General features: G+C 73.3%; 14 protein-coding genes. 4 read left to right on the forward strand and 10 right to left on the reverse strand.

Annotation, left to right across the window (positions count from 1 at the left end):
- Positions 1–103: 103 nt before the first annotated feature.
- The 5 genes from ACWIFB_RS12430 to eccCa all read right to left on the reverse strand — a co-directional run bounded on the left by ACWIFB_RS12430 (position 104) and on the right by eccCa (position 6,821).
- Entirely contained in the window at positions 104–973 is an 870-nt protein-coding gene (locus ACWIFB_RS12430) for a sulfurtransferase (protein ID WP_454058394.1), read from the reverse strand.
- A 194-nt stretch (positions 974–1,167) separates the two neighbouring features.
- A complete protein-coding gene (locus tag ACWIFB_RS12435) occupies positions 1,168–1,461 on the reverse strand; it encodes a WXG100 family type VII secretion target (protein ID WP_295651525.1) in 294 nt (97 codons plus the stop codon).
- A gap of 32 nt (positions 1,462–1,493) precedes the next feature.
- On the reverse strand, positions 1,494–1,814 hold the full coding sequence (locus ACWIFB_RS12440; RefSeq protein WP_452098622.1) for a WXG100 family type VII secretion target: 321 nt from the start codon (positions 1,812–1,814) through the stop codon (positions 1,494–1,496).
- A 109-nt stretch (positions 1,815–1,923) separates the two neighbouring features.
- On the reverse strand, positions 1,924–2,799 hold the full coding sequence (locus tag ACWIFB_RS12445; RefSeq protein ID WP_452098621.1) for a hypothetical protein: 876 nt from the start codon (positions 2,797–2,799) through the stop codon (positions 1,924–1,926).
- Positions 2,796–6,821 (reverse strand): type VII secretion protein EccCa, encoded by a 4,026-nt coding sequence (gene eccCa, locus ACWIFB_RS12450; RefSeq protein ID WP_454058395.1) that lies wholly within the window; start codon positions 6,819–6,821, stop codon positions 2,796–2,798. Before eccCa ends, ACWIFB_RS12445 begins: the two co-directional genes overlap by 4 nt.
- A gap of 190 nt (positions 6,822–7,011) precedes the next feature.
- Between eccCa and eccD the strand changes: the two genes are divergently transcribed.
- Both eccD and mycP read left to right on the forward strand, forming a co-directional pair.
- On the forward strand, positions 7,012–8,544 hold the full coding sequence (eccD, locus tag ACWIFB_RS12455) for a type VII secretion integral membrane protein EccD (protein ID WP_454058396.1): 1,533 nt from the start codon (positions 7,012–7,014) through the stop codon (positions 8,542–8,544).
- The gene (gene mycP, locus ACWIFB_RS12460) at positions 8,541–9,965 is read left to right on the forward strand and encodes a type VII secretion-associated serine protease mycosin (RefSeq protein ID WP_454058397.1); all 1,425 of its coding nucleotides are present in this window, start codon (positions 8,541–8,543) and stop codon (positions 9,963–9,965) included. Before eccD ends, mycP begins: the two co-directional genes overlap by 4 nt.
- Positions 9,966–9,981: 16 nt before the next feature.
- Here mycP and eccB read toward each other — a convergent pair whose 3' ends face one another.
- A complete protein-coding gene (gene eccB / locus ACWIFB_RS12465; protein ID WP_454058398.1) occupies positions 9,982–11,424 on the reverse strand; it encodes a type VII secretion protein EccB in 1,443 nt (480 codons plus the stop codon).
- A 120-nt stretch (positions 11,425–11,544) separates the two neighbouring features.
- Between eccB and ACWIFB_RS12470 the strand changes: the two genes are divergently transcribed.
- Positions 11,545–13,191: a type VII secretion protein EccE gene (locus tag ACWIFB_RS12470; protein WP_454058399.1), complete on the forward strand. Its 1,647-nt coding sequence runs from the start codon at positions 11,545–11,547 to the stop codon at positions 13,189–13,191.
- Here ACWIFB_RS12470 and ACWIFB_RS12475 read toward each other — a convergent pair.
- Positions 13,145–14,230 carry a DUF695 domain-containing protein gene (locus ACWIFB_RS12475; protein WP_452098615.1) on the reverse strand — a complete coding sequence of 362 codons (1,086 nt, stop codon included), beginning with the start codon at positions 14,228–14,230 and terminating at the stop codon, positions 13,145–13,147. The two genes, ACWIFB_RS12470 and ACWIFB_RS12475, sit on opposite strands and share 47 nt — an antisense overlap.
- Before the next feature lie 220 nt (positions 14,231–14,450).
- A complete protein-coding gene (truA, locus tag ACWIFB_RS12480; protein WP_454058400.1) occupies positions 14,451–15,344 on the reverse strand; it encodes a tRNA pseudouridine(38-40) synthase TruA in 894 nt (297 codons plus the stop codon).
- Between the two features lie 81 nt (positions 15,345–15,425).
- Here truA and ACWIFB_RS12485 point away from each other — a divergent pair, with 81 nt between their 5' ends.
- Entirely contained in the window at positions 15,426–16,481 is a 1,056-nt protein-coding gene (locus tag ACWIFB_RS12485; protein ID WP_454058401.1) for an SGNH/GDSL hydrolase family protein, read from the forward strand.
- Positions 16,482–16,589: 108 nt separating this feature from the next.
- On the opposite strand, the gene rplQ is transcribed toward ACWIFB_RS12485, so the two are convergent.
- Positions 16,590–17,174: a 50S ribosomal protein L17 gene (gene rplQ / locus ACWIFB_RS12490; protein ID WP_454058402.1), complete on the reverse strand. Its 585-nt coding sequence runs from the start codon at positions 17,172–17,174 to the stop codon at positions 16,590–16,592.
- A gap of 35 nt (positions 17,175–17,209) precedes the next feature.
- The gene (locus ACWIFB_RS12495; RefSeq protein ID WP_230928211.1) at positions 17,210–18,244 is read right to left on the reverse strand and encodes a DNA-directed RNA polymerase subunit alpha; all 1,035 of its coding nucleotides are present in this window, start codon (positions 18,242–18,244) and stop codon (positions 17,210–17,212) included.
- Positions 18,245–18,322 lie beyond the last annotated feature (78 nt).

The raw sequence follows: 18,322 nt of genomic DNA on the forward strand, positions 1-18,322 counted from the left end.
ATCGTCGTCGTGATCGGAGAGATCCCGTCGCGATCCGGCAGGTAGCCTCTCGGCCGATGCCTGCCAGATCGCGACCGATCCCGATCCGGCGGACGCTCCGCCGTCAGCGAGGGCTCTCGCCGGTGACCAGCGGCAGTTCCGGGTTCCCGGCCCATGCGGTCATCGAGCCGTCGTAGATCGCGACATCATCGCGGCCCGCGAGCGCGAGCGCGTGGGCCACGCCCGTCGCCGCGATGCCGCCACCGCAGTAGGTGACGACGCGCATGTCTGTGTCGAGCAGTCCGGCGCTCTCGAACTCCGCCCGCAGCTCCTCGACCGGCCGCAGGGCGCCGGATGCCGGATCACGCAGGGTGAACACGGGAAGATTGATGCTGCCGGGGATGTGCCCCCGGCGCGCGTAGGTGTCGACCTCGCCGCGGTAGGTGGCCTCGTCGAGGACGTTGACCAGGACGGTCCCTTCGTCGTCGAGGTTCGCGGCGACCTCGTCGGTCGACCGGATCAACCCGGGTCGTCGCGTCCCGGTGAAGGTGCGCGGCGTCGGCTCGGGGACCACGTCGGTGACCTCGAAGCCCGCGGCCTTCCACGCCGGGAGCCCGCCGTCCAGGACGGTCACCTGATCGAAGCCCTCGTAGCGCAGGTGCCACCAGAAACGGGTGGCCCAGAAGCCGTCGTGCTGGTCGTAGACGACGACCGTGGCACCGTCGCCGATCCCGAGGGCACCGGCCGCCGCGGCGAACCGCTCGTGGTCGGGTGCTGTCCAGGGCTCGGCGGCAGCGGGATCCGCGAAGTCGCCCAACAGGTCGGCGAAGAGCGCGCCGGGGATGTGCTCGGCGCGGTAGGTCTGCGCGCCGGACTCGGGGACGTAGGGGCCGTCGGTGGGGACGGGGAGATGGTTGGTGGCGTCGACGACGACGAGGTTCTCGTCGTTCAGATGGTCATGCAGCCACCGGGGGCTCACACTGAGCGGAGTCATCGGATGTCCTTTCTCGAGGGGATGACCCCACCATAGACAGATCTGTCTGTTGTCGGCATCCGTGCAGGCCCTCTCAGGGGCGGCGCGTGGGCCCGTGGCGTCCGCTCGATGTCGGCAGCACAACGAGGACGAGGCCCCTCACGCCGACACACTGGGCACCGGCGTGAGGGGCCCCTCGCAGGGCGTGCGCCGGCTCAGCCCCAGCCCCGCGCGGCGAGACGGTCGGCGTCCGCCATCCCCTGGTTGCCCTGATTCGCCGCCTGCGAGATCTCGGCGAGCATCGCCTGCAGCGCGGCCGCCGCCTGGTCCCAGTCCTTCTGGTGCATCTGATAGGCCACCGCGGCGTCGCCCTCCCACTCGGCGACGAGCGGAGCGAGGTACTGCTTGAGGTCGTCCAGGGTGCCACGCAGCTGGACGGAGGCCTGCGATACCTGCCCCACCAGCGCGTCGATCGAGCCGTGGTTGTAGGTGATCTGTCCTGAGGTCATGTCGGTTCTCCCCGTTCGAAGGTGTGGGTGGATCAGAACTTCAGCGGGCCGTCGGCGCCGGCCCTGGAGATCAGCTGAGCGGACTCCTGGTCCGCGGCGTCGAATGACGAGCTGTTGACCCGCATCGTCTCCGAGATGCCCTCGAGGGCCCGGTTGAGCTTGGCGCTCTGCTGCTGCCACTCGGACATAATCTGGGTGAACCGGGCCTGGGCAGCGCCTCGCCAGACACCGCCGCCCAGCTGGGACACGGAATCCCGGACGTTGCCGAGCAGCCGGTTGATCTCCATGTTGACCTCATCGACCCTCTTGGCCGCGGTGTCCATGGTCCCGATATGCGTATTGAAACCGGTCATGTCTGCCTCCCCTGTAGTCGTGCGGATGCCTCTTGGGTCCGTCACAGTGTTCGACGCACCCGTGTGCCCGGTCGGTTCCACCTATTCGAAGAAACCTGGCCCGGTCTGGTCACCAGGCCGCGTAGAGCCGCGAGGCCGCGTCCGCCGGGGCGATCGGGGGCACCACGAACGACAGCAGCCTCGCCCGGTCACAGGCGTCGACGACCCGCTCGGCGAGCCGGCCGCGGGCCAACACCTCGGTGGACCCGGTCCCGGCCTCGCGACGCCTCCGCCGCACCTCGGCGATCGCGTCGAGGATCCGCCGCACCTCGTCGTCGACGAGGCCGTCCCGGGCGGGGTCCCGGCGATGAACCACCGCCCGGTCGACGAGGGTGAGCCCGGCGCGGGTGCGCTCGACCAGTCCCACCGTCGTGCGGGTCCGGCAGGTCTCCACACAGACGGCCCAGCGGGAGGACGACGACGACAAGGCCTCCGCCGTGGCCAGCGCCGACCTGACCACGCGCGCCTCGACTCCCAGATCGCGGACAGCGGCCGTGAGCCGGCTCGTCCGGCTGACCCCCCAGTCACTGGGCGCCAGGAGCACGACGTCCTCCCCCGCGTCGCCCGACCACCGCAACGCCCGGGCGACGGGGGCGGCCAGCAGCTCCGCCACGGGGACGGACAGGCCGGCCACGTCGACCCGACTCCGGTGCACTGTCCGGGCCGGGTCGGCGAGACAGCGATCCGGGAACCGCGCGGCCGCCGCCTCCGACCTCTCCGAGCATTCGAGGCGATCACCGCCCGGTGGCAACGAGGAACCGTCCATCGCGGCCAGGACGGACACCGGTGCGACGACCGGGTCCAACACCACCGACGCCGCAGCCGAGGCGACCGCCAGTCCGGAGCAGGAGAGGTCCACCGCGAGCACCGCACCGTCGCTCCGGCCCGCCCCGGCCACCGGGCCGGTCGCGGTGGCCGCCGCGGTTCCCGGCGCCGAGCCGGTCATGCGGTCGGCCCCGGCTTCGCCAGTGCGGTCTGCACGAGGCGCGCACCGCCGTCGCGGGTGACGAACCTTCCGCGTCCGGCGGGTAGCGGGCCCGGGCGGACGCCGCCCAGCAGCGGTCCCTCCTCACGGCTGCCCGACATGATGAGCCCGGCGCCGCCGAGGTCTCGGATCCTGCTGACGAACGGGTCGTACATCGCGCGCGAGGCACCCGCGCTCCGACGCGCGAGCACCACCGATAGTCCGATGTCCCGTGCGTGCGGAAGGAATCGGGCCAGCGGTTGCAACGGGTTGCCGGCACCGGTGATCACCAGATCGAGATCGTCGACGAGCAGGGTGATGCGCGGGCCGCTCCACCAGGACCTCGACCGCAGCTCATCCGGCGTCACATCCGGACCCGGCATGCGCTCGTCGAGGATGCGCTCGAGATGCTCGACCATCGGCACGAACGCGCCCTCGGTCGCGGCGTAGCCCGCCAGGTATGTGTCGTCGAACTCCCCCAGCATGGAACGCCGGTAGTCCGCCACGATGAGCTTGGCGTGGGCGGGATCGTTCCCGGCGACGAGCCCCCGGGCCAGCGACCGGAGCACAGAGGTCTTGCCGCATTCGGAATCGCCGAACACCAGCATCAGCGGATCGGCTTCGAGGTCGGCGTAGGCCACCGTGAGGTCGGACTCGTCGAGCCCGAGCGGCAGTCGGGTGCGGCCACCGTCCGGCCCGGGGCGGGCCAGGCTCGCCACCTGCTCGTAGGGCAGGACCTCGGGAAGCATGCGCACCGGCGCCGCGCCCACGTCCCCGACCCGCGCGCGCCATCGCGCCGCCAGGTGCCGCGCGGCGTCAGCGGTGGCGTCGGCGATGCCGCCGGGGTCGACGCGGCCGTCCAGTCTGGGCTGGTAGACCAGCATGTGCTCGCGGTCGCGGGTCAACCCCCGGCCCGGTGCCACCGGCACGCCCATCGCCGCCCGCCGGTCGATCATCGAATCGGTGGGGTCACCCAGCCGCAACTCGACCCGGGTACCGAGGGCGTCGCGCAGTGCCGGCCGCAGATCGGCCCAGCGTGCGGCGGACAGGACGACGTGGATCCCGTACGACAGTCCGTCCGCGGCCAGGCCGAGCACCACCTGCTCGAGGTCCTCGTACTCGGTGCGCAGCGCCTGCCACCCGTCGACGACGAGCAGGACGTCCGGGAACTCCGCGACCGGCCGTCCGGCCCGATCGACCGTGCGACGACGAGCCTGCTCGACCGAGGTGATGCCCGACTCGCGGAACGCGGTCTCCCGGCGGCGCCGCTCGGCGTCGACCTCGGCGACCGTGCGACGGATCCGTTCCTCGTCACCTCGCTGGGCCACGCCGCCGACGTGCGGCAGCGAGGCGACCGACCGGAGAAGCCCGCCGCCCAGGTCCACGATGTAGACAGATAGGCGGTCGGGCTCGGACGTGGCCGCGGCGGACAGCACGAGGGTGCACAGGGTCGTCGACTTCCCGGCGCGCGTCCCGCCCACCACGGCCACGTTGCCGTCCGCACCCGACAGGTCCACCGACCAGGTGGCGCGACGTTGCTCGAACGGCAGATCCACCACGGCGAGCGGGAACCGCAGCGCCGCCGGCCCGCCCCCCGGGCCCGCCTGTCCGGCGCCCGTGGGCTCGGCGGCCACCGCCGCGTCGAGTGGCGCACCCTCGGCCAGCGGGGGCAGCCACACCTCGTGGGCCGGTCGGCCATGCCCGGTGAGCCTTCCGACCAGCACGTCGAGCAGGCTCGCCGAGTCGTCGTCTGTCGGCGTGGGCGGGGCGAGGGCGGCGTCGTCGACCGGTGGCAGTGCCGGCGCCGGCACCGGCATGTACCACGAGGTGAAGGGCCGCACGGTCGCCCGGGCGGCCGGGGTCGCGACGGACGAACCGTCCAGTCGCCGGTCCTGCCGGTACGGTCCGGAGACGTAGGCGGCGTCGAACCGTACGGGGTCGCCGGCGTCCACCTTGAGGTAGCCGGCACCCGGGGTCGCGGGCAGGTGATAGGCGTCGGTCACCCCCAGCACGGTGCGTGACTCGGTGGCCGAGAACGTCTTGAGGGCGATGCGATACGAGAGGTGACTGTCGAGCCCGCGCAACCGCCCCTCCTCGAGCCGCTGCGAGGCCAGCAGCAGGTGGATGTGCAGGCTTCGACCCAGTCGGCCGATCGTCAGGAAGAGTTCGGCGAACTCCGGCTTCGAGGAGAGCAACTCGGTGAACTCGTCCACGACGATCACCAGGGCGGGCAGCGGGTCGAGCGAGGCCCCCCTGGCGCGGGCGGCCTCGTACTCGCCGACGTTCGCGTAGTTCCCCGCCGCGCGCAGCATCTCCTGGCGCCGGGTGAGCTCGCCCTCGAGGGCGTCGCGCATCCGGTCGACCATCGTGATCTCGGCCTGCAGATTGGTGATCACCGCGGCCACGTGGGCCAGCGGCTCCAGTCCCAGGAACGTGGCGCCGCCCTTGAAGTCCACCAGGACGAGGTTGAGCGCGTCCGGGTCGTGCGTCGCCACCAGCCCCAGGACGAGCGTGCGCAGGAACTCGGATTTCCCGGATCCGGTGGCACCGATACACAGCCCGTGCGGCCCCATGCCACCGTGCGCGGCCTCCTTGAGGTCGAGTTCGACCGGCGCCCCGTCGGGGCTGACCCCCACCGGGACGCGCAGGCGGTCGCGCTCACCGCGACGTCGCCAGGCGACCGCCGGGTCGACCTGTGTGGCCACCCCGATCCCGAGCAGGTCCGGCAGGCCGGGTGCGCGCCGGGTGGTGGTGGAGCCGTCGGCATGGGTGACCGTGTCCGCGGGGCGGTAGCGGGACAGCGCCATGGCGAGCCGTTCCGCCTCCGGAGGGCTCATCGCGTCGACCCGGGCGATGTCCTCGTCGCCGCTGTCGGTGCGGATGCGGGCGACGCCGTCGTCGTCAACCCGCAGACACAGGCCGCGGCGCAGGGCGAGGTCGCGCAGCTGCCCCGCGCGGCTGCCGGAGACCTCGATGACGGTGACGCCGTCGAGTCCGTCCTCTGCGAGGATCCGCTCGGCGCCGGTCACCCCGACGCCGTCGACGACGAGCACGAGGTGTGCCCGTCCCGGTACCTGCGCCGCACTCGGCGAGAACGTCGGACGCTCGGCGATCTCGGAGCCGAGCATGGACTCCACCCCGGCCAACGAGAACTCGGTGAGACGGACCCGCCCGCCGCCGTCGGTGTAGACCGGATGCTCATGGTGGGGAAGCCATTTGAGCCATTCCCACGCCCGCCGGGCCTCCCCCTCGCTCGCGGCCACCGCGACCCGCACCCTGCCCGGGCCGTGGGACAGGACCAACCCCGCGAGCATCGCGCGGACCGCCGAACGCACGGTGGCCACCTCTCCGTCCAGCGACAGTGCCGCGAACGCCCGCAACTCGAGTGCCACCGGCAGGTCATCGACCACCGAGTGCACCCGGACGAAGCGCCGCATGCTCACCACGGAGACCGGCTCCAGGTCGTCGACCGGACCGGTGTCGGGCACCCTGAGCGGGGTGGCGAGCGACTGCCGCCCGGGGCCGACGCGGAGCGTGAGGTCGTCGGGGTCGTCGTCGTTCCTCTCCCACATGCGGGCGGTTCCGACCATCGCCGGCAGCTCGACCGGATCCGGGTGGCGCCACAGGGCGGCCGCCCGCTGCGCCGCGGCCGTCCCGCGCACCGTGTCCCGGGTCTGGCCCAGGTAGCGCAGATAGTCCTTGCGCAGCTCGTCGGTCTCGACGGTCTTGCCGCCGCCGCCGAGGCTGCCGGCGAGCATGCCCACCGCCGAGACCGCCATCATCACCGGGAACAGCAGGAACATGGGATTACGCATCATCCCGGTGCGCATCATCACCACGACCATGCCCACCACGGCTACCACCAGGACGATGGGCAACACTATCTGAATGAGCGGGCGCGGGGTGGGGCGCGGCAGGTCCGGCGGCGCCTGCAGCGCCACCTCCCCCTGCGGCACCGGCGGCGCGGCGACTTTCCCGGCACGCGTGAACACCACGTCCCCCATGACCCGACCCCCTCGCGAGCTGCAGACCGGCGGGCGCCACGAGTTGACGCCCCCACGAACGACCCCGGACGCCGACAATGATCCGCGTATCGAACGGCGATGTTAGGGCAGTACACGTCCTGACGGGTCACCTACCGGCGAGGTCGGGCACGGCTGACCAGGGTGGGTGCACGGAGTGGGAGGTCCGGCAGTGACACGACAGAGCGAGGTCCGTGAGGTCGCCGCGGGCGTCGAACCGCTGGATCAGCGGCGTGTGTCGATCGTGTGCCGGTCCACGCGCGTCGACGTGAGTCTGCCGGCCCACCTCGAGCTCGTCTCGGTGATCCCGGAGGTCGTGGACCTGGTCCGCGACCACGTCCGTGTCGCCGCGGGGCCGGGCTCCGGCGTGGACGCCGACGCGCGGATGGGTGGCGGCACCGGTGGGTCCTGGCAACTCTCCCGCCTGGCCGGGGGTCCGCTGGCCGTGTCCGAGACGCTTGCGCAACAGCGCGTGCACGACGGCGAGATCCTCGTGCTGGACCACCGCCCGGTGCCCACGCCGGCGCCGTTGTTCGACGACGTGCTGCAGGGACTGACCGAGCCCGACGTCGCGCGGTCCCCGGTCTGGGACCGCCGGGATGCGGTGTTGACCGCCACCGCGACGGCGGGGGTCGCCGCCGTGGCCGCCGCTCTCGCCCTCGGGATCCAGTGGTCGGCGCGCGGTGGGCTGCTCACGTCACTGATCTCGCTGGTGCTGGCATTGCTCGGCCTGGCCGCGGTGATCGCCCTGCGCCGTACCCCCGCGCCGGGCGCCGCGCACGCGGTCGCGGGGTCGGTCGTCGTGGGGTTCACGGTCCTCGCCGCCGGGACCACGGGGCCCCCGCCCGCCGGGCCCGGCACAATCCTGGGCGCGTGTACCGCCGGCGCGGTCGTGGCGACTGTTCTGCGCTGCACCGTGTTCCGTCCGACAACCGGGACATACGGGATGGCGGCCGGTTACCTCGCCGCGGCGATCGCACTGGGCGTCGGCGCGGTCGGGGCGCTGGTCGTCGCGGTGGCCGGTATCCCGGCCGGCTCCGTCGGGGCCGGGGCGGTGCTCGTCGGCCTCCTGCTGCTCACCGCCGCTCCGCGACTCGCCGTGTCCGCCGCACGCATCCCGATCCCGCCCGTGCCGGCACCCGGCGAGGAGGTCGCGAACGGCGACCTCGAGGAGATCGACCACGACCTCCACGCCCGGATGGCCGATGCCCGCCGGCCACAGGGGCAGCTCCCGACACCCGAGGCGCTGCGGCACCGGTTCCTCACCTCCCGCTCCTGGCTGACCGGACTGCTGCTCGCGGCCGTGACCGTGTGCACGTCCGGCGCGCTGACCGCCCTGTCCGGGGACGCGGCGAGCCGCTGGGCGGCGCCGCTCGCCCTGGTGCTCATCGTGGTCCTCGTCCTGCGCGGTCTCGGCTATTCCGACCGCGTCCACACCACGGTGCTGCTCGCGGCGGCGTTGGTGCTCGCCGCGGGGGTCCTGGTGGGCGCCGCGCTGTCCTTGGCGTCGCCGGTCGGGGTGGTGGTACCCGCCGCAGTCGCCGTCGCGGTCGCCGTCGTGGTTGCGGCCTCGGTCCTGCCCCACGTCGACCCCTCCCCTGCCACCCTTCGTGCGGTGGGGGTCGTCGAGGCGATCTCGATCTGCCTCGTGGTGCCGCTGGCGGTGGGCGCGATGGACGTCTACTCACTCGTGCGCCAACGATGAGACGCGCCCTGGCACCCGCCGCCGGGTTCTCCGCCGGCGCCCGGGTCGCGCTGGCGATTTTCGTCGTGCAGCTCGGCACACCCGCGTTCGCGTCGGCGGTGGAGCCGCCGACCGTCGACGGCCCGGTGCCCCGGGCGACCGGCCTCGCGTCGGGGCCGGTTCGCCAGGACGGGCCGTGTCGCACCACCGCGGCGGTGCTCTCTCCGTCGTCGCCGCCGGCCGCGGCCACCGCCGCCGAGCTACGCGACGCGTGGATCCACGGGCGTGGCGAGGGACAGGTCGTCGCCGTGATCGACACCGGCGTCAACCCGGGCCCGCGCCTGCCCAGGGTGCGCGGGGCCGGGGACGTGGTGCCCGGCCGGAACGGGACCGAGGACTGCGACGCCCACGGGACCCTGGTCGCGGGTGTCCTCGCCGCCGCCGAGGACGAGACGGGGCATTCGGGCATCGCGCCGGGCGTCGAGATCGTCTCGATCCGCCAGTCCAGCAGCGTCCTGCGCGCCGATTCGCGGGCGGCCGGACGGGCGGGCGACCCCGGCAGTGGCGACGGGGTCGGCATGGACGGGGCGCCCGTCGGCACCGGTGGCGGGGTGGGGACCCTGACGACGCTCGCGACGTCGATCCGGTTGGCGGTGGACGCGGGGGCCGACGTCATCAACATCTCCGAGGTCGCCTGTGTGCCCGCCGACACGGTGCTCGCGGACGACCCCCTCGGCGGCGCCATCCGCTACGCGGCGGTGGACCACGACGTGGTGGTGGTCGCGGCGGCCGGCAACGTCGGCGACACCTGTGGCGACCAGAACCCGGCCGGACCCGACGCGTCCGTCCCGGGCGACGAGGGCTGGTCCGGCGTCCGGACCATCGCCTCCCCCGCCTGGTACGACGACCACGTCCTGACGGTCGGCGGCGTGGACCCGGCCGGGCGTCCCACCGACTTCTCGCTGCGCGGACCGTGGGTCGACGTCGCCGCCCCGGCCGTGGACCTACGGTCAGTGGGCGCCGACGGCGCCGGGGTCTCCGACCTGGTCGTGGGCGGCGACGGTTCACGGGCGCCCATCAGCGGGACCAGCTTCGCCGCCCCCTTCGTCGCGGGCACCGCCGCACTGGTCCGGCAGGCCCACCCCGGGCTGACGGCCCGTCAGGTGATCGAGAGGATCGAGAACACCACCATCGCCGCGGCCGGCGGCCACGACCACGCCATCGGCCACGGTGTGGTGGATCCGGTGGCGGCCGTGACCGGAGTCCGCAGGCCCGGAACCAGACGCCCCGCCCCGGCGAGCACCACCCTGGCGGCGCCGTCCCCCGAGCCGAGCCCACCCGGAACCGGGAGCGGGGCCCTCGTGGCCGCGGGGGCGTTGGCACTGGGGGCGGCGGCGCTCGTGGTCGTGGTCCTGCTCCGACCCCGGGACGACTCGCGCTGACCCGTCGACCGCGGCGTCAGCCGGTCGGCTGCTCGTCTCCGGCCAGGGTCAGGTCCGAGCCGTCGCGGCTGACGAGCGCGGTGGCGCGGTCCAGCCGCGGCCCGGCCGGCAGCCGGTCGAGGATGCCGCCGTCCGTCGGCACGGCGACGCCGCCGAGTCCGAGAACCGCGGCGGTCTCGTCGTCCGGCACGTCGAATCGCACCCCCGTGTCGGCGACGATCGTCGTGACCGCGCCGCGCGTCGTGGTGCCACGCCCCGCCGCGGCCACCATCAGGCCGCCACCGGGGACGCCCACGGCGTCCACCGCGGGCCCCGCGCCGTCCGCACCCGCCACCGGACGTGCCTCGGTCGGACCCGGGGCGGGGGCGCCCGCGATGATCGCCATCCGCCGCACCGACGCGTCCCCGTCGGCGGCCTCGCGCACACACAGCACCGGGGAATCGGCCGCCGCCAACACCGAGGCCCGGGTGCGGGGAAACGCCTCGACGTCCAGCGCCACCGAGCGCGGCACCCCCATCCGATCCGGGGCGATGTCCACCACCGCGCCGACCGTGGAGGTCGACCGGATCACGTCGGCGAGCACCGGCCCCACCTCCTGGACCCCGTCGGCCAGGGCGACGTGGGCCCGCGGCCCGCTCGCGGTGTCCACGGTGAAGACCTGCCCGATGCGCAACCCGGCCAACCCGTAGTCGACCGGCTCGCCGATCATGTCGATCTCCGGCCGGGCGACCCGGTCGAGTTCCGGTAGCGGGTCGAGCAGAGCCGCCGTCACAGGGCGGGGGTCCACGCCGCCCAGCCCCAGGATCGACAGCAGGTCGGAGTCCTCGAGATCGATACGCGCCCGCGCCCCGTCGCGCAGCAGCCACCCCTCGCCACCGGTCTCGACCAGCACGATCTCGTCGGCATCCGTCTCCCGTCCCGGACCGGCCCCCTCCCGCGCGACGACGCTCGTGCCCACCACGCGCGGGCGGCCCCGGTCGGCGTCGGCGACCTCGTCACACACCGACCACGACACGGCCGCGGCCGCGTCAGCATCACGGTGACCGGGCAGCGCCGAGGGCGCCCCCGGAATACCCAGCAGTCCGCCGCGGGCGGTGCCCTCGATGTCCGAGTCGCGCACGGTCTCGGGTTCGGCCGGCTCGCCCACGACGAGCCGCGCCGAGGCCAGGTTGTGGACCGGGTGGACGCGGTCACCGGCACGGACATACATCTGACCGGAGTCGCGCCCCACCATGATCGCGGTGCGGTCGACGTCCGGCGCCGGGTCGAGCAGCGCCAGTACAGCCGCCCCGGCCACGCCCACGACCGCCGCGACCACCCCGACCATCAGGCCTGTCGCCTGGCGCTTGAGGGGGTCGTGCAGCATCCGGACGTCACGCGAGACCACCGCGTGGCGGGCTCGCCGGGCGAGGAAGCGATGCCCGTCCACCTGCGCCTTGGTCGTGGGTCTGAGCGGCACGCCCCGCCTTTCGTTCGCCCGATGTTGACGCCCCTTGACCGGGGTCACCGGGGGTAGGCTACGCGACGATCCGGTCCTGATGGCCGGTCATCCCGGGCCGTCCGGCGCGACGACCGGCGGATGTCGGTGCGCGAGGAGGACGAGCTCATGTCGGCGGTCCCCACGCTGCTCGGACTGGCCGCGACGGTGGCGGCCACGGTGCTGCTCACGGTCCTCAGCCCGGCGTCGCTGCAGCCGTGGGTGCAACTGCTGGTCGCGTGTGGGATCGCCGCGGTCGTCGCCGCGCGACGTCGCGGACGCCCGCTGCTCGCGCGCGATCCGGCGCCGCGGAAGGTGCCGGTCGACGTGGTGGATCTGCGCGCACCGGACCGCTCCGTCGTGGGCTGTGTCGAAGGCGACAGCGTGGTCACGACCGCCGTCGAGATCTCCGCCGGCGCCTACGTCCCGACCGTGGTGGGGCGCGATGCCCCGGGCGATCACCGCGGCGGCCGCCTGCCGCTCGCCGCGATCGCGCGGCAGCTCGACCAGGGTGGGATCGTGATGGAGGGGATCGACGTCGTGGTGCGCGGCCGGCGTGCCGCACGAGGCGACGACGGCGAGGTGTACGCGCAGCTCGTCGGGCCGTTGGCCCTGATCTCGCACCGGAGCGTCCACCTGCTGCTCCGCTTCGACCTGGCGCCGCTCGCCCTTCGCGGCTCCGCGGGGGCGGAGGCGCCGTTGGACCATGTCGTGGCGGTGGCGACCGAGCGGGTGCGCCGTGCTCTGGTCCACCACGGGATGCCGTGCCGGGTGCTCGACGCCACCGAACTCGCCGAGCTCTACGTGGAGGCCGAGGCGAGCCCGGGCGACGGGCGGGGGCTGGTCCTGCGCCCGGCCGCGGATCCGCGGGTGGTGAGTGACCGACTCGCCGCGGTCCGTGCCGCCGAGATCACCGAGGTCGTACGCCTTCGCCGGGTCCCGGGTCGCACCGATGTGGTGGACACGGTGACCACCGTCGGCCTCACCGGGATCTCCGACGGCGCCGTGGACGAGGTCACGTCCGGATGCCACCGTCTCTCGAACCCCGCCGTGCTCCCGGTGCCGGGCGAGCCGATGCCCGGGACCGTCTCGGGCTGTCTCGACCGGCGCCGCATCGACAGGCTCGACGAGGCAGCCCTGCCCGCCCATGGCGCCGGACAGATCCTCGGCGCCACTCGGGACGGCGGCGCTGCCGCTGTCCAGCTGGCCGGGCCGCACCTGCGGTCGGTGCTCCTCACGGCCAGGCCCCCGGTCTGTCGCCAGGTCGCGTTTCGCGCGGTGGCGGCCGGCTATCGGATCGCGGTGGTGACCGATGTCCCCGACCGGTGGCGGCCCCTGCTGCGGATCGGCGACGAGGCCCGGTACCGGATCGTCCACCCGGACGCCTCGGACGCGGGAGCTCCCGTCGACGCGGTGATGTGGGACGTCGACGGCCCGCTCAGCGAGGCCAGGATCGACGCCCTGGCCGGCCCGGGAGGACCCGACGTCACCCCGCCGACGGTCATCCGCGTGGACGCCGACTGGGAGCTTCGCGGCGGGCGCGGCCTCAGGTCCGCCGCGCCCCCGGATCTGGTGCTGGACGGCCGGATCGACGGCTGGATCTCGGTCGAGCCCCGCGCGGACGAGTCCGGCATGGGCGAGTCGGTGCGCGTCTCCGTGGTCGTGGGCCCCGGCGAGGAGGCGTTCGTGGGGCCGGCAGCCCTCACACCCGCAGGTGCTGCACCTTCCGCCAGCCCGGGTCATCCGTGATGGTGACGGTCACCTCGCCCTGATCCCAGCCGCACGCCGCGGCGCGAAGTTGCTCGTGTGCCGGGGTGGTGGAGTCCACATAGAAGTGCAGCAGCCGCGCGCCGTCGCAACTCTCCGCGCCCACGCACTCCCCGGTGCCCTCGAGCCGCTCCACCAGGTGATCCTCGAGATCCCGCAGGCCGGGCAGCGAGAGCGAGCCGGGCAGCCCCCCGTCCTCAACATCCGTATAGGGAACGTTCACGGCCACGTGACGGTCGAAATGCGGGGCGGACAGGGACACGAGCGGTACCCGCACCACCGCCACGAGCGGACCGCTGCACGTGTCGCCGTGGAGGATCTGCCAGGCCGGGTCACCCAGCTCGTCGGTGTTGTCCACCGACAGCTCGCTGAGGATCCGGGGTAGCTCACCCAACGCCACCGCGTCGTCGCCCGGCGCGATCGCATTGGCGCGGATCACGCCCACCCAGGTCTCCACCTGCTCCTCGCCGCAGACCGCGTCCAACAGCAGGTACGCGGCGATGCTCGCGTCCGCCCCCACCAGACCCGCGAAGCCCGGGTGGTGCACGGTGATATCCGCCCGCGCCAGCCCCAGATCCACAACCACCTCCGCCTCATCGAATCCCAGGCGGCGATCGCGGAAGTACATCGCGCAGCCGCGGACCGGTTCACGGAGGTCGGCGTAGCTCCACGTCGCGTCCGCGGCCGGGGCCGAGGCGAGCCACCTGCGGGCCGCGCCCCGCAGCTCCGGGACCCCCGCGGCGGTGACGGTCAGCCGGTGCGGCTCCCCTTCGGCGGCAGGGATGAACTCCCACGACAACCCGGGGTCGATGGCCTCGACCAGCGAGGTGATCTCGGGGACCACACGGCGCCCGTCCCCCGAGTCCAGGGCCGCGGTCGCGCGCCCGCGACCGCCCTCGGCCCACCACCGCCAGAACGCGGTGACCGCCCGGTCGGACCGCAGGCGGGCGGTCTCGATGCGTACTCCGGAGAAGTCCAGCGACCGCGAGAGCTGCCGGGGTCGCGCCGCACCGATCGCCATCTGTTCTCCTTCCGCAGGTGCCAGGGGCCCGTGGGCCCAACCTGTCCCCAGTATCCGGATAACCGGCCACCTGTGCCTGCAGCGCCACACCCGGGCGGGTCGGCGGCAGGTCGGAGGCGGTGCCGACACCACGGGGCGTCGGCGCAGGGACGCTCGCACGAGACGGGAAGTGCGGACCGGGCGGGCGCCGCGGACGGGCGAACCGCACGGACCGCGGCTCCTACCCGCAGCAGGAACCGCCGGCCGGTCCCGGCGTCCCCGGAGCCTGCCGCACCTCGCGGGTGACGAGGTTGCGGGCGGCGAGCTCGTCGTCGTCGGGATAGTCGACCCGCACCAACGCCAGCCCGCGCGCGGGCGCCACCGGCACCGCCGACGACCGCTGCGTCTCCGACAACAGACCGGTGATCCAGTCGAGGCTGCGCCGCCCCTCCCCCACGGCCATCACGCCGCCCACCAGACTGCGCACCATCGACCAGCAGAACGCGTCGGCACTCACACTCGCCGTCCACACCTCGGCGGCCCCGGGCGCATCCGGGCCCCGCGGGTCCGGCTCCACGCGCCAGTCGAACCGCTGCAGCTCGCGCACCGTCGTGGCACCCTCACGGCGTCGACAGAACGCCGCGAAATCGTGCAGGCCCAGCAGCCGCTCGGAGGCCTTCCGCACCAGGTCGAGATCCGCCTGCCGCTGCCAGGCCGCGGTGTCGCGGGCCCGCGTCGGCTCGGCGCCCCACGGCGCGGTGGTGAGCCGGTACTCGTAATGGCGGCGCAGGGCCGAGAAGCGGGCGTCGAACTCGGCGGGGGCCCAGCGGGCGCCCATCACCGCGACGTCGTCCGGCAGCAGCCGCGCCAACCGCCGCACCAGCAGCTCGGGGCGCCCCTCGAGGGAGCGCTGGTCGAGCCAGACGGGGTCCACGTCGAGGTGGCAGACCTGGGCGTGCGCGTGGACGCCGGCGTCGGTCCGGCCGGCGACGGTCACCGTCACAGGCTCCCGCAGGACCTTCGCGAGTTCGGTTTCGAGGGTCCCGCACACGGTGCGCAGGCCGGGCTGGCGGGCCCACCCGGAGAAATCGGTGCCGTCGTAGGCGACGTCGAGGCGGATCCGGCGGGTGCTCACGGACTACAGACGCTAGACCACGCCCGCGCGCTGACGCCACACGCCCGGCCCGGTCCGCGCCGCCTGCGGCAGGATGGACAGATGTCGTCGTCCTCGCCCTGCCCTGACCGTGCGTCGCGCCACCCGGCACCGCGCGCGGCCCCACGGACGACGCCCCGCGCCGCGCTTCTCGCCGCGGGAGCGGCGGCCGCCCTGGCACTGGGAGCCTGCACCGCTGACGACGACAACGCCACCGCCGACCCCACGCCCACCGGCAGCGCCACGGCAGTCGAGGACGGCACCGGCGAAGGGGCGCGGTCCGGCTCCGGATCCGCCCCCGGCTCCGGTCCCGACACCGCGCCCGCGTACTCCCGGTACGTCGCGCTGGGCGACTCCTTCGCCGCGTTCGGCCCCGTCGACGCGCCCACCACCGGGCCGTCGCGGTGCTACCGCTCGACCCGCAACTACCCGGCGCTGGTCGCCGAGCGCCTCGGCGGCGGCCCCTCAGGCGATGTCTCCAGCGCACGCACCGGCGGGCCCGGCGCCGTCGAGTTCGTCGACGCGACGTGCGGCGGAGCCCGGACCCGCGACATGATCGGCGCGCAGCGACCGGACATCCCGGCCCAGTTCGCGGCGCTGACGGCCGACACGGACCTGGTCACGCTCTCGATCGGCGGCAACGACATCGGCTTCGGTGACATCGCCGGGTGCGTGACGAGCACCCGCGCCGACACCGGCGCCCCGTGCCGCGATCGGCTGGAGACGCTCGTCACGGACGCGCTCGGCGCCCTTCCCGACGCGCTCGACGCGGTGTACGCACGCATCGGTGAGCTCGCTCCCGAAGCGCGGGTCGTCACCACCGGCTACATGCCACTCGTACCGGCACACGGCGGCTGCGGGTTCGTGTCCGCCATGGCCCCCGGCGACGTGACGTGGACCCGCCAGGTGACCGAGCGGATCAACCTCCTCGTCGCGGACGCCGCCGAGCGGGCCGGCGCGGAACCGGTCATGCCCGTCGACGCCGCGGATCGTCACGCGTGCGCCCCGGCCGGCGAGCGGTACACGGACTTCACCGGCGCCGGGACGGGCTCGCACCCGATGCACCCGACCGCCGAGGGGCAGGCCGCCATGGCGGACGCGGTGACCGCGGTGCTGTGACCGCCAGATGCCGAGTAGACCTGGGGACGTGACCAGCCCGGAAAGACGACGAGGGCCCCGTCTCCGCGGGAAGCGGAGACGGGGCCTACGTCTGTGATCGTGGGGCGATCAGGCCTTGTCGGCGTCGTCGGCGTGGGTCGTGTCCTCGGACACGGCCTCCGCGGTCTCGACGGCGGTCTCGACCTCGGCCTCGTCAGCTGCCTCGACCTGGTCGGCGACCGGGCTGTTGGCCTCCGCCTCGGCGGTCACGACGTCGGCGGACTCCTCGGCCGGCTTCTCCGCGGCCTTCTTCGAGGCCGAGGCGCGGGTGGCGCGCGAGGCCTCGGAGGAGGCGAGCTCCTCGGTCACGAGCGCGATCATCGCCATGGGCGCGTTGTCGCCCTTGCGGTTCTCGAGCTTGATGATCCGGGTGTAGCCACCGTCACGGTTCTCGACCCGGGGGCCGATCTCGGCGAACAGCTTGTGCAGCACGTCCTTGTCGCGGATGACCTTGGCCGCCTCGCGGCGGTCGGCCAGCGTGCCACGACGAGCCTTGGTGATCAGCTTCTCCGCGTAGGGACGCAGCAGCTTCGCCTTGGTCTCGGTGGTGCGGATGGCATCATGCTCGAACAGCTGGGTGGCCAGATTCGAGAGGATGAGCCGCTGGTGGGCGGCGGATCCGCCGAGGCGGGCGCCCTTCTTGGGCTTGGGCATCAGATTCTCCTAGGAATTTGTGTGCCGAGCGCTCGTCAGAGCTGCTCGGTCTCGGCGTAATCCTCGCCGCCCTCGTCGGTCCAGGTCCCGGTCTCGGCGTCGTAGCCGGCAACCGAGGCGGGATCGAATCCGGGAGGCGCGTCCTTGAGCGAGAGGCCGAGCTCGACGAGCTTGACCTTGACCTCGTCGATCGACTTCTGACCGAAGTTGCGGATGTCGAGCAGATCCGACTCGCTGCGCGCGACGAGCTCGCCCACGGTGTGGACGCCCTCACGCTTGAGGCAGTTGTAGGACCGCACCGACAGATCCAGGTCGTCGATGGGCATGCCGTAGGCGGCGATGTGATCGGCCTCTGCCGGGCTGGGCCCGATCTCGATGCCTTCCGCCTCCTCGTTGAGCTCACGGGCCAGCCCGAACAGCTCCACGAGGGTCTTACCGGCGGACGCCAGGGCGTCACGAGCGGTCATCGAGTTCTTGGTCTCGACGTCCAGGACCAGACGGTCGAAGTCCGTGCGCTGGTGCACACGGGTCGCCTCGACCTTGTAGGTCACCTTCAGGACCGGCGAGTAGATCGAGTCGACCGGAATACGGCCGATCTCGTGACCCGCGTCCTTGTTCAGCCCGGCGGGGACGTAACCACGACCCCGCTCGACGACGAGCTCGATCTCCAGACGCCCCTTCTCGTTGAGAGTGGCGATGTGCAGGTCCGGGTTGTGCACCTCGACGCCGGCGGGGGGAACGATGTCACCAGCGGTGACGACGCCCGGTCCCTGCTTCTTGAGGTACATCGTGACCGGCTCGTCCTCGACGGACGAGACGACCAGGCCCTTGAGGTTCAGGATGATGTCGGTGACATCCTCCTTCACGCCCGGCACGGTGGTGAACTCGTGCAGGACACCCTCGATGCGGATACTGGTGACGGCCGCGCCCGGGATGGACGACAGCAGCGTACGACGCAGCGAGTTGCCGATGGTGTAGCCGAAGCCCGGCTCGAGAGGCTCGAGCACAAAGCGCGACCGGTTCTCGGAGATGACCTCTTCGGTCAGGGTGGGCCGCTGGGAGATGAGCATGTGCTACCTCTTTCGATTCTCGGCGCCCGCTATTTGACGCCGTGGGAACCCACCGTCGCCGGGCGGGCTGCGTTACGC

Source organism: Dietzia sp. NPDC055340, from assembly GCF_053645335.1.

Coding starts and splice junctions, on each gene's coding strand:
- ACWIFB_RS12435 (WP_295651525.1), bottom strand. CDS start 1,461: ATGACCTCAGGACAGATCACCTACAACCACGGCTCGATCGACGCGCTG.
- ACWIFB_RS12440 (WP_452098622.1), bottom strand. CDS start 1,814: ATGACCGGTTTCAATACGCATATCGGGACCATGGACACCGCGGCCAAG.
- ACWIFB_RS12475 (WP_452098615.1), bottom strand. CDS start 14,230: ATGGCGATCGGTGCGGCGCGACCCCGGCAGCTCTCGCGGTCGCTGGAC.
- ACWIFB_RS12445 (WP_452098621.1), bottom strand. CDS start 2,799: ATGACCGGCTCGGCGCCGGGAACCGCGGCGGCCACCGCGACCGGCCCG.
- ACWIFB_RS12470 (WP_454058399.1), top strand. CDS start 11,545: ATGTCGGTGCGCGAGGAGGACGAGCTCATGTCGGCGGTCCCCACGCTG.
- rplQ (WP_454058402.1), bottom strand. CDS start 17,174: ATGCCCAAGCCCAAGAAGGGCGCCCGCCTCGGCGGATCCGCCGCCCAC.
- ACWIFB_RS12485 (WP_454058401.1), top strand. CDS start 15,426: ATGTCGTCGTCCTCGCCCTGCCCTGACCGTGCGTCGCGCCACCCGGCA.
- mycP (WP_454058397.1), top strand. CDS start 8,541: ATGAGACGCGCCCTGGCACCCGCCGCCGGGTTCTCCGCCGGCGCCCGG.
- ACWIFB_RS12495 (WP_230928211.1), bottom strand. CDS start 18,244: ATGCTCATCTCCCAGCGGCCCACCCTGACCGAAGAGGTCATCTCCGAG.
- eccCa (WP_454058395.1), bottom strand. CDS start 6,821: ATGGGGGACGTGGTGTTCACGCGTGCCGGGAAAGTCGCCGCGCCGCCG.
- ACWIFB_RS12430 (WP_454058394.1), bottom strand. CDS start 973: ATGACTCCGCTCAGTGTGAGCCCCCGGTGGCTGCATGACCATCTGAAC.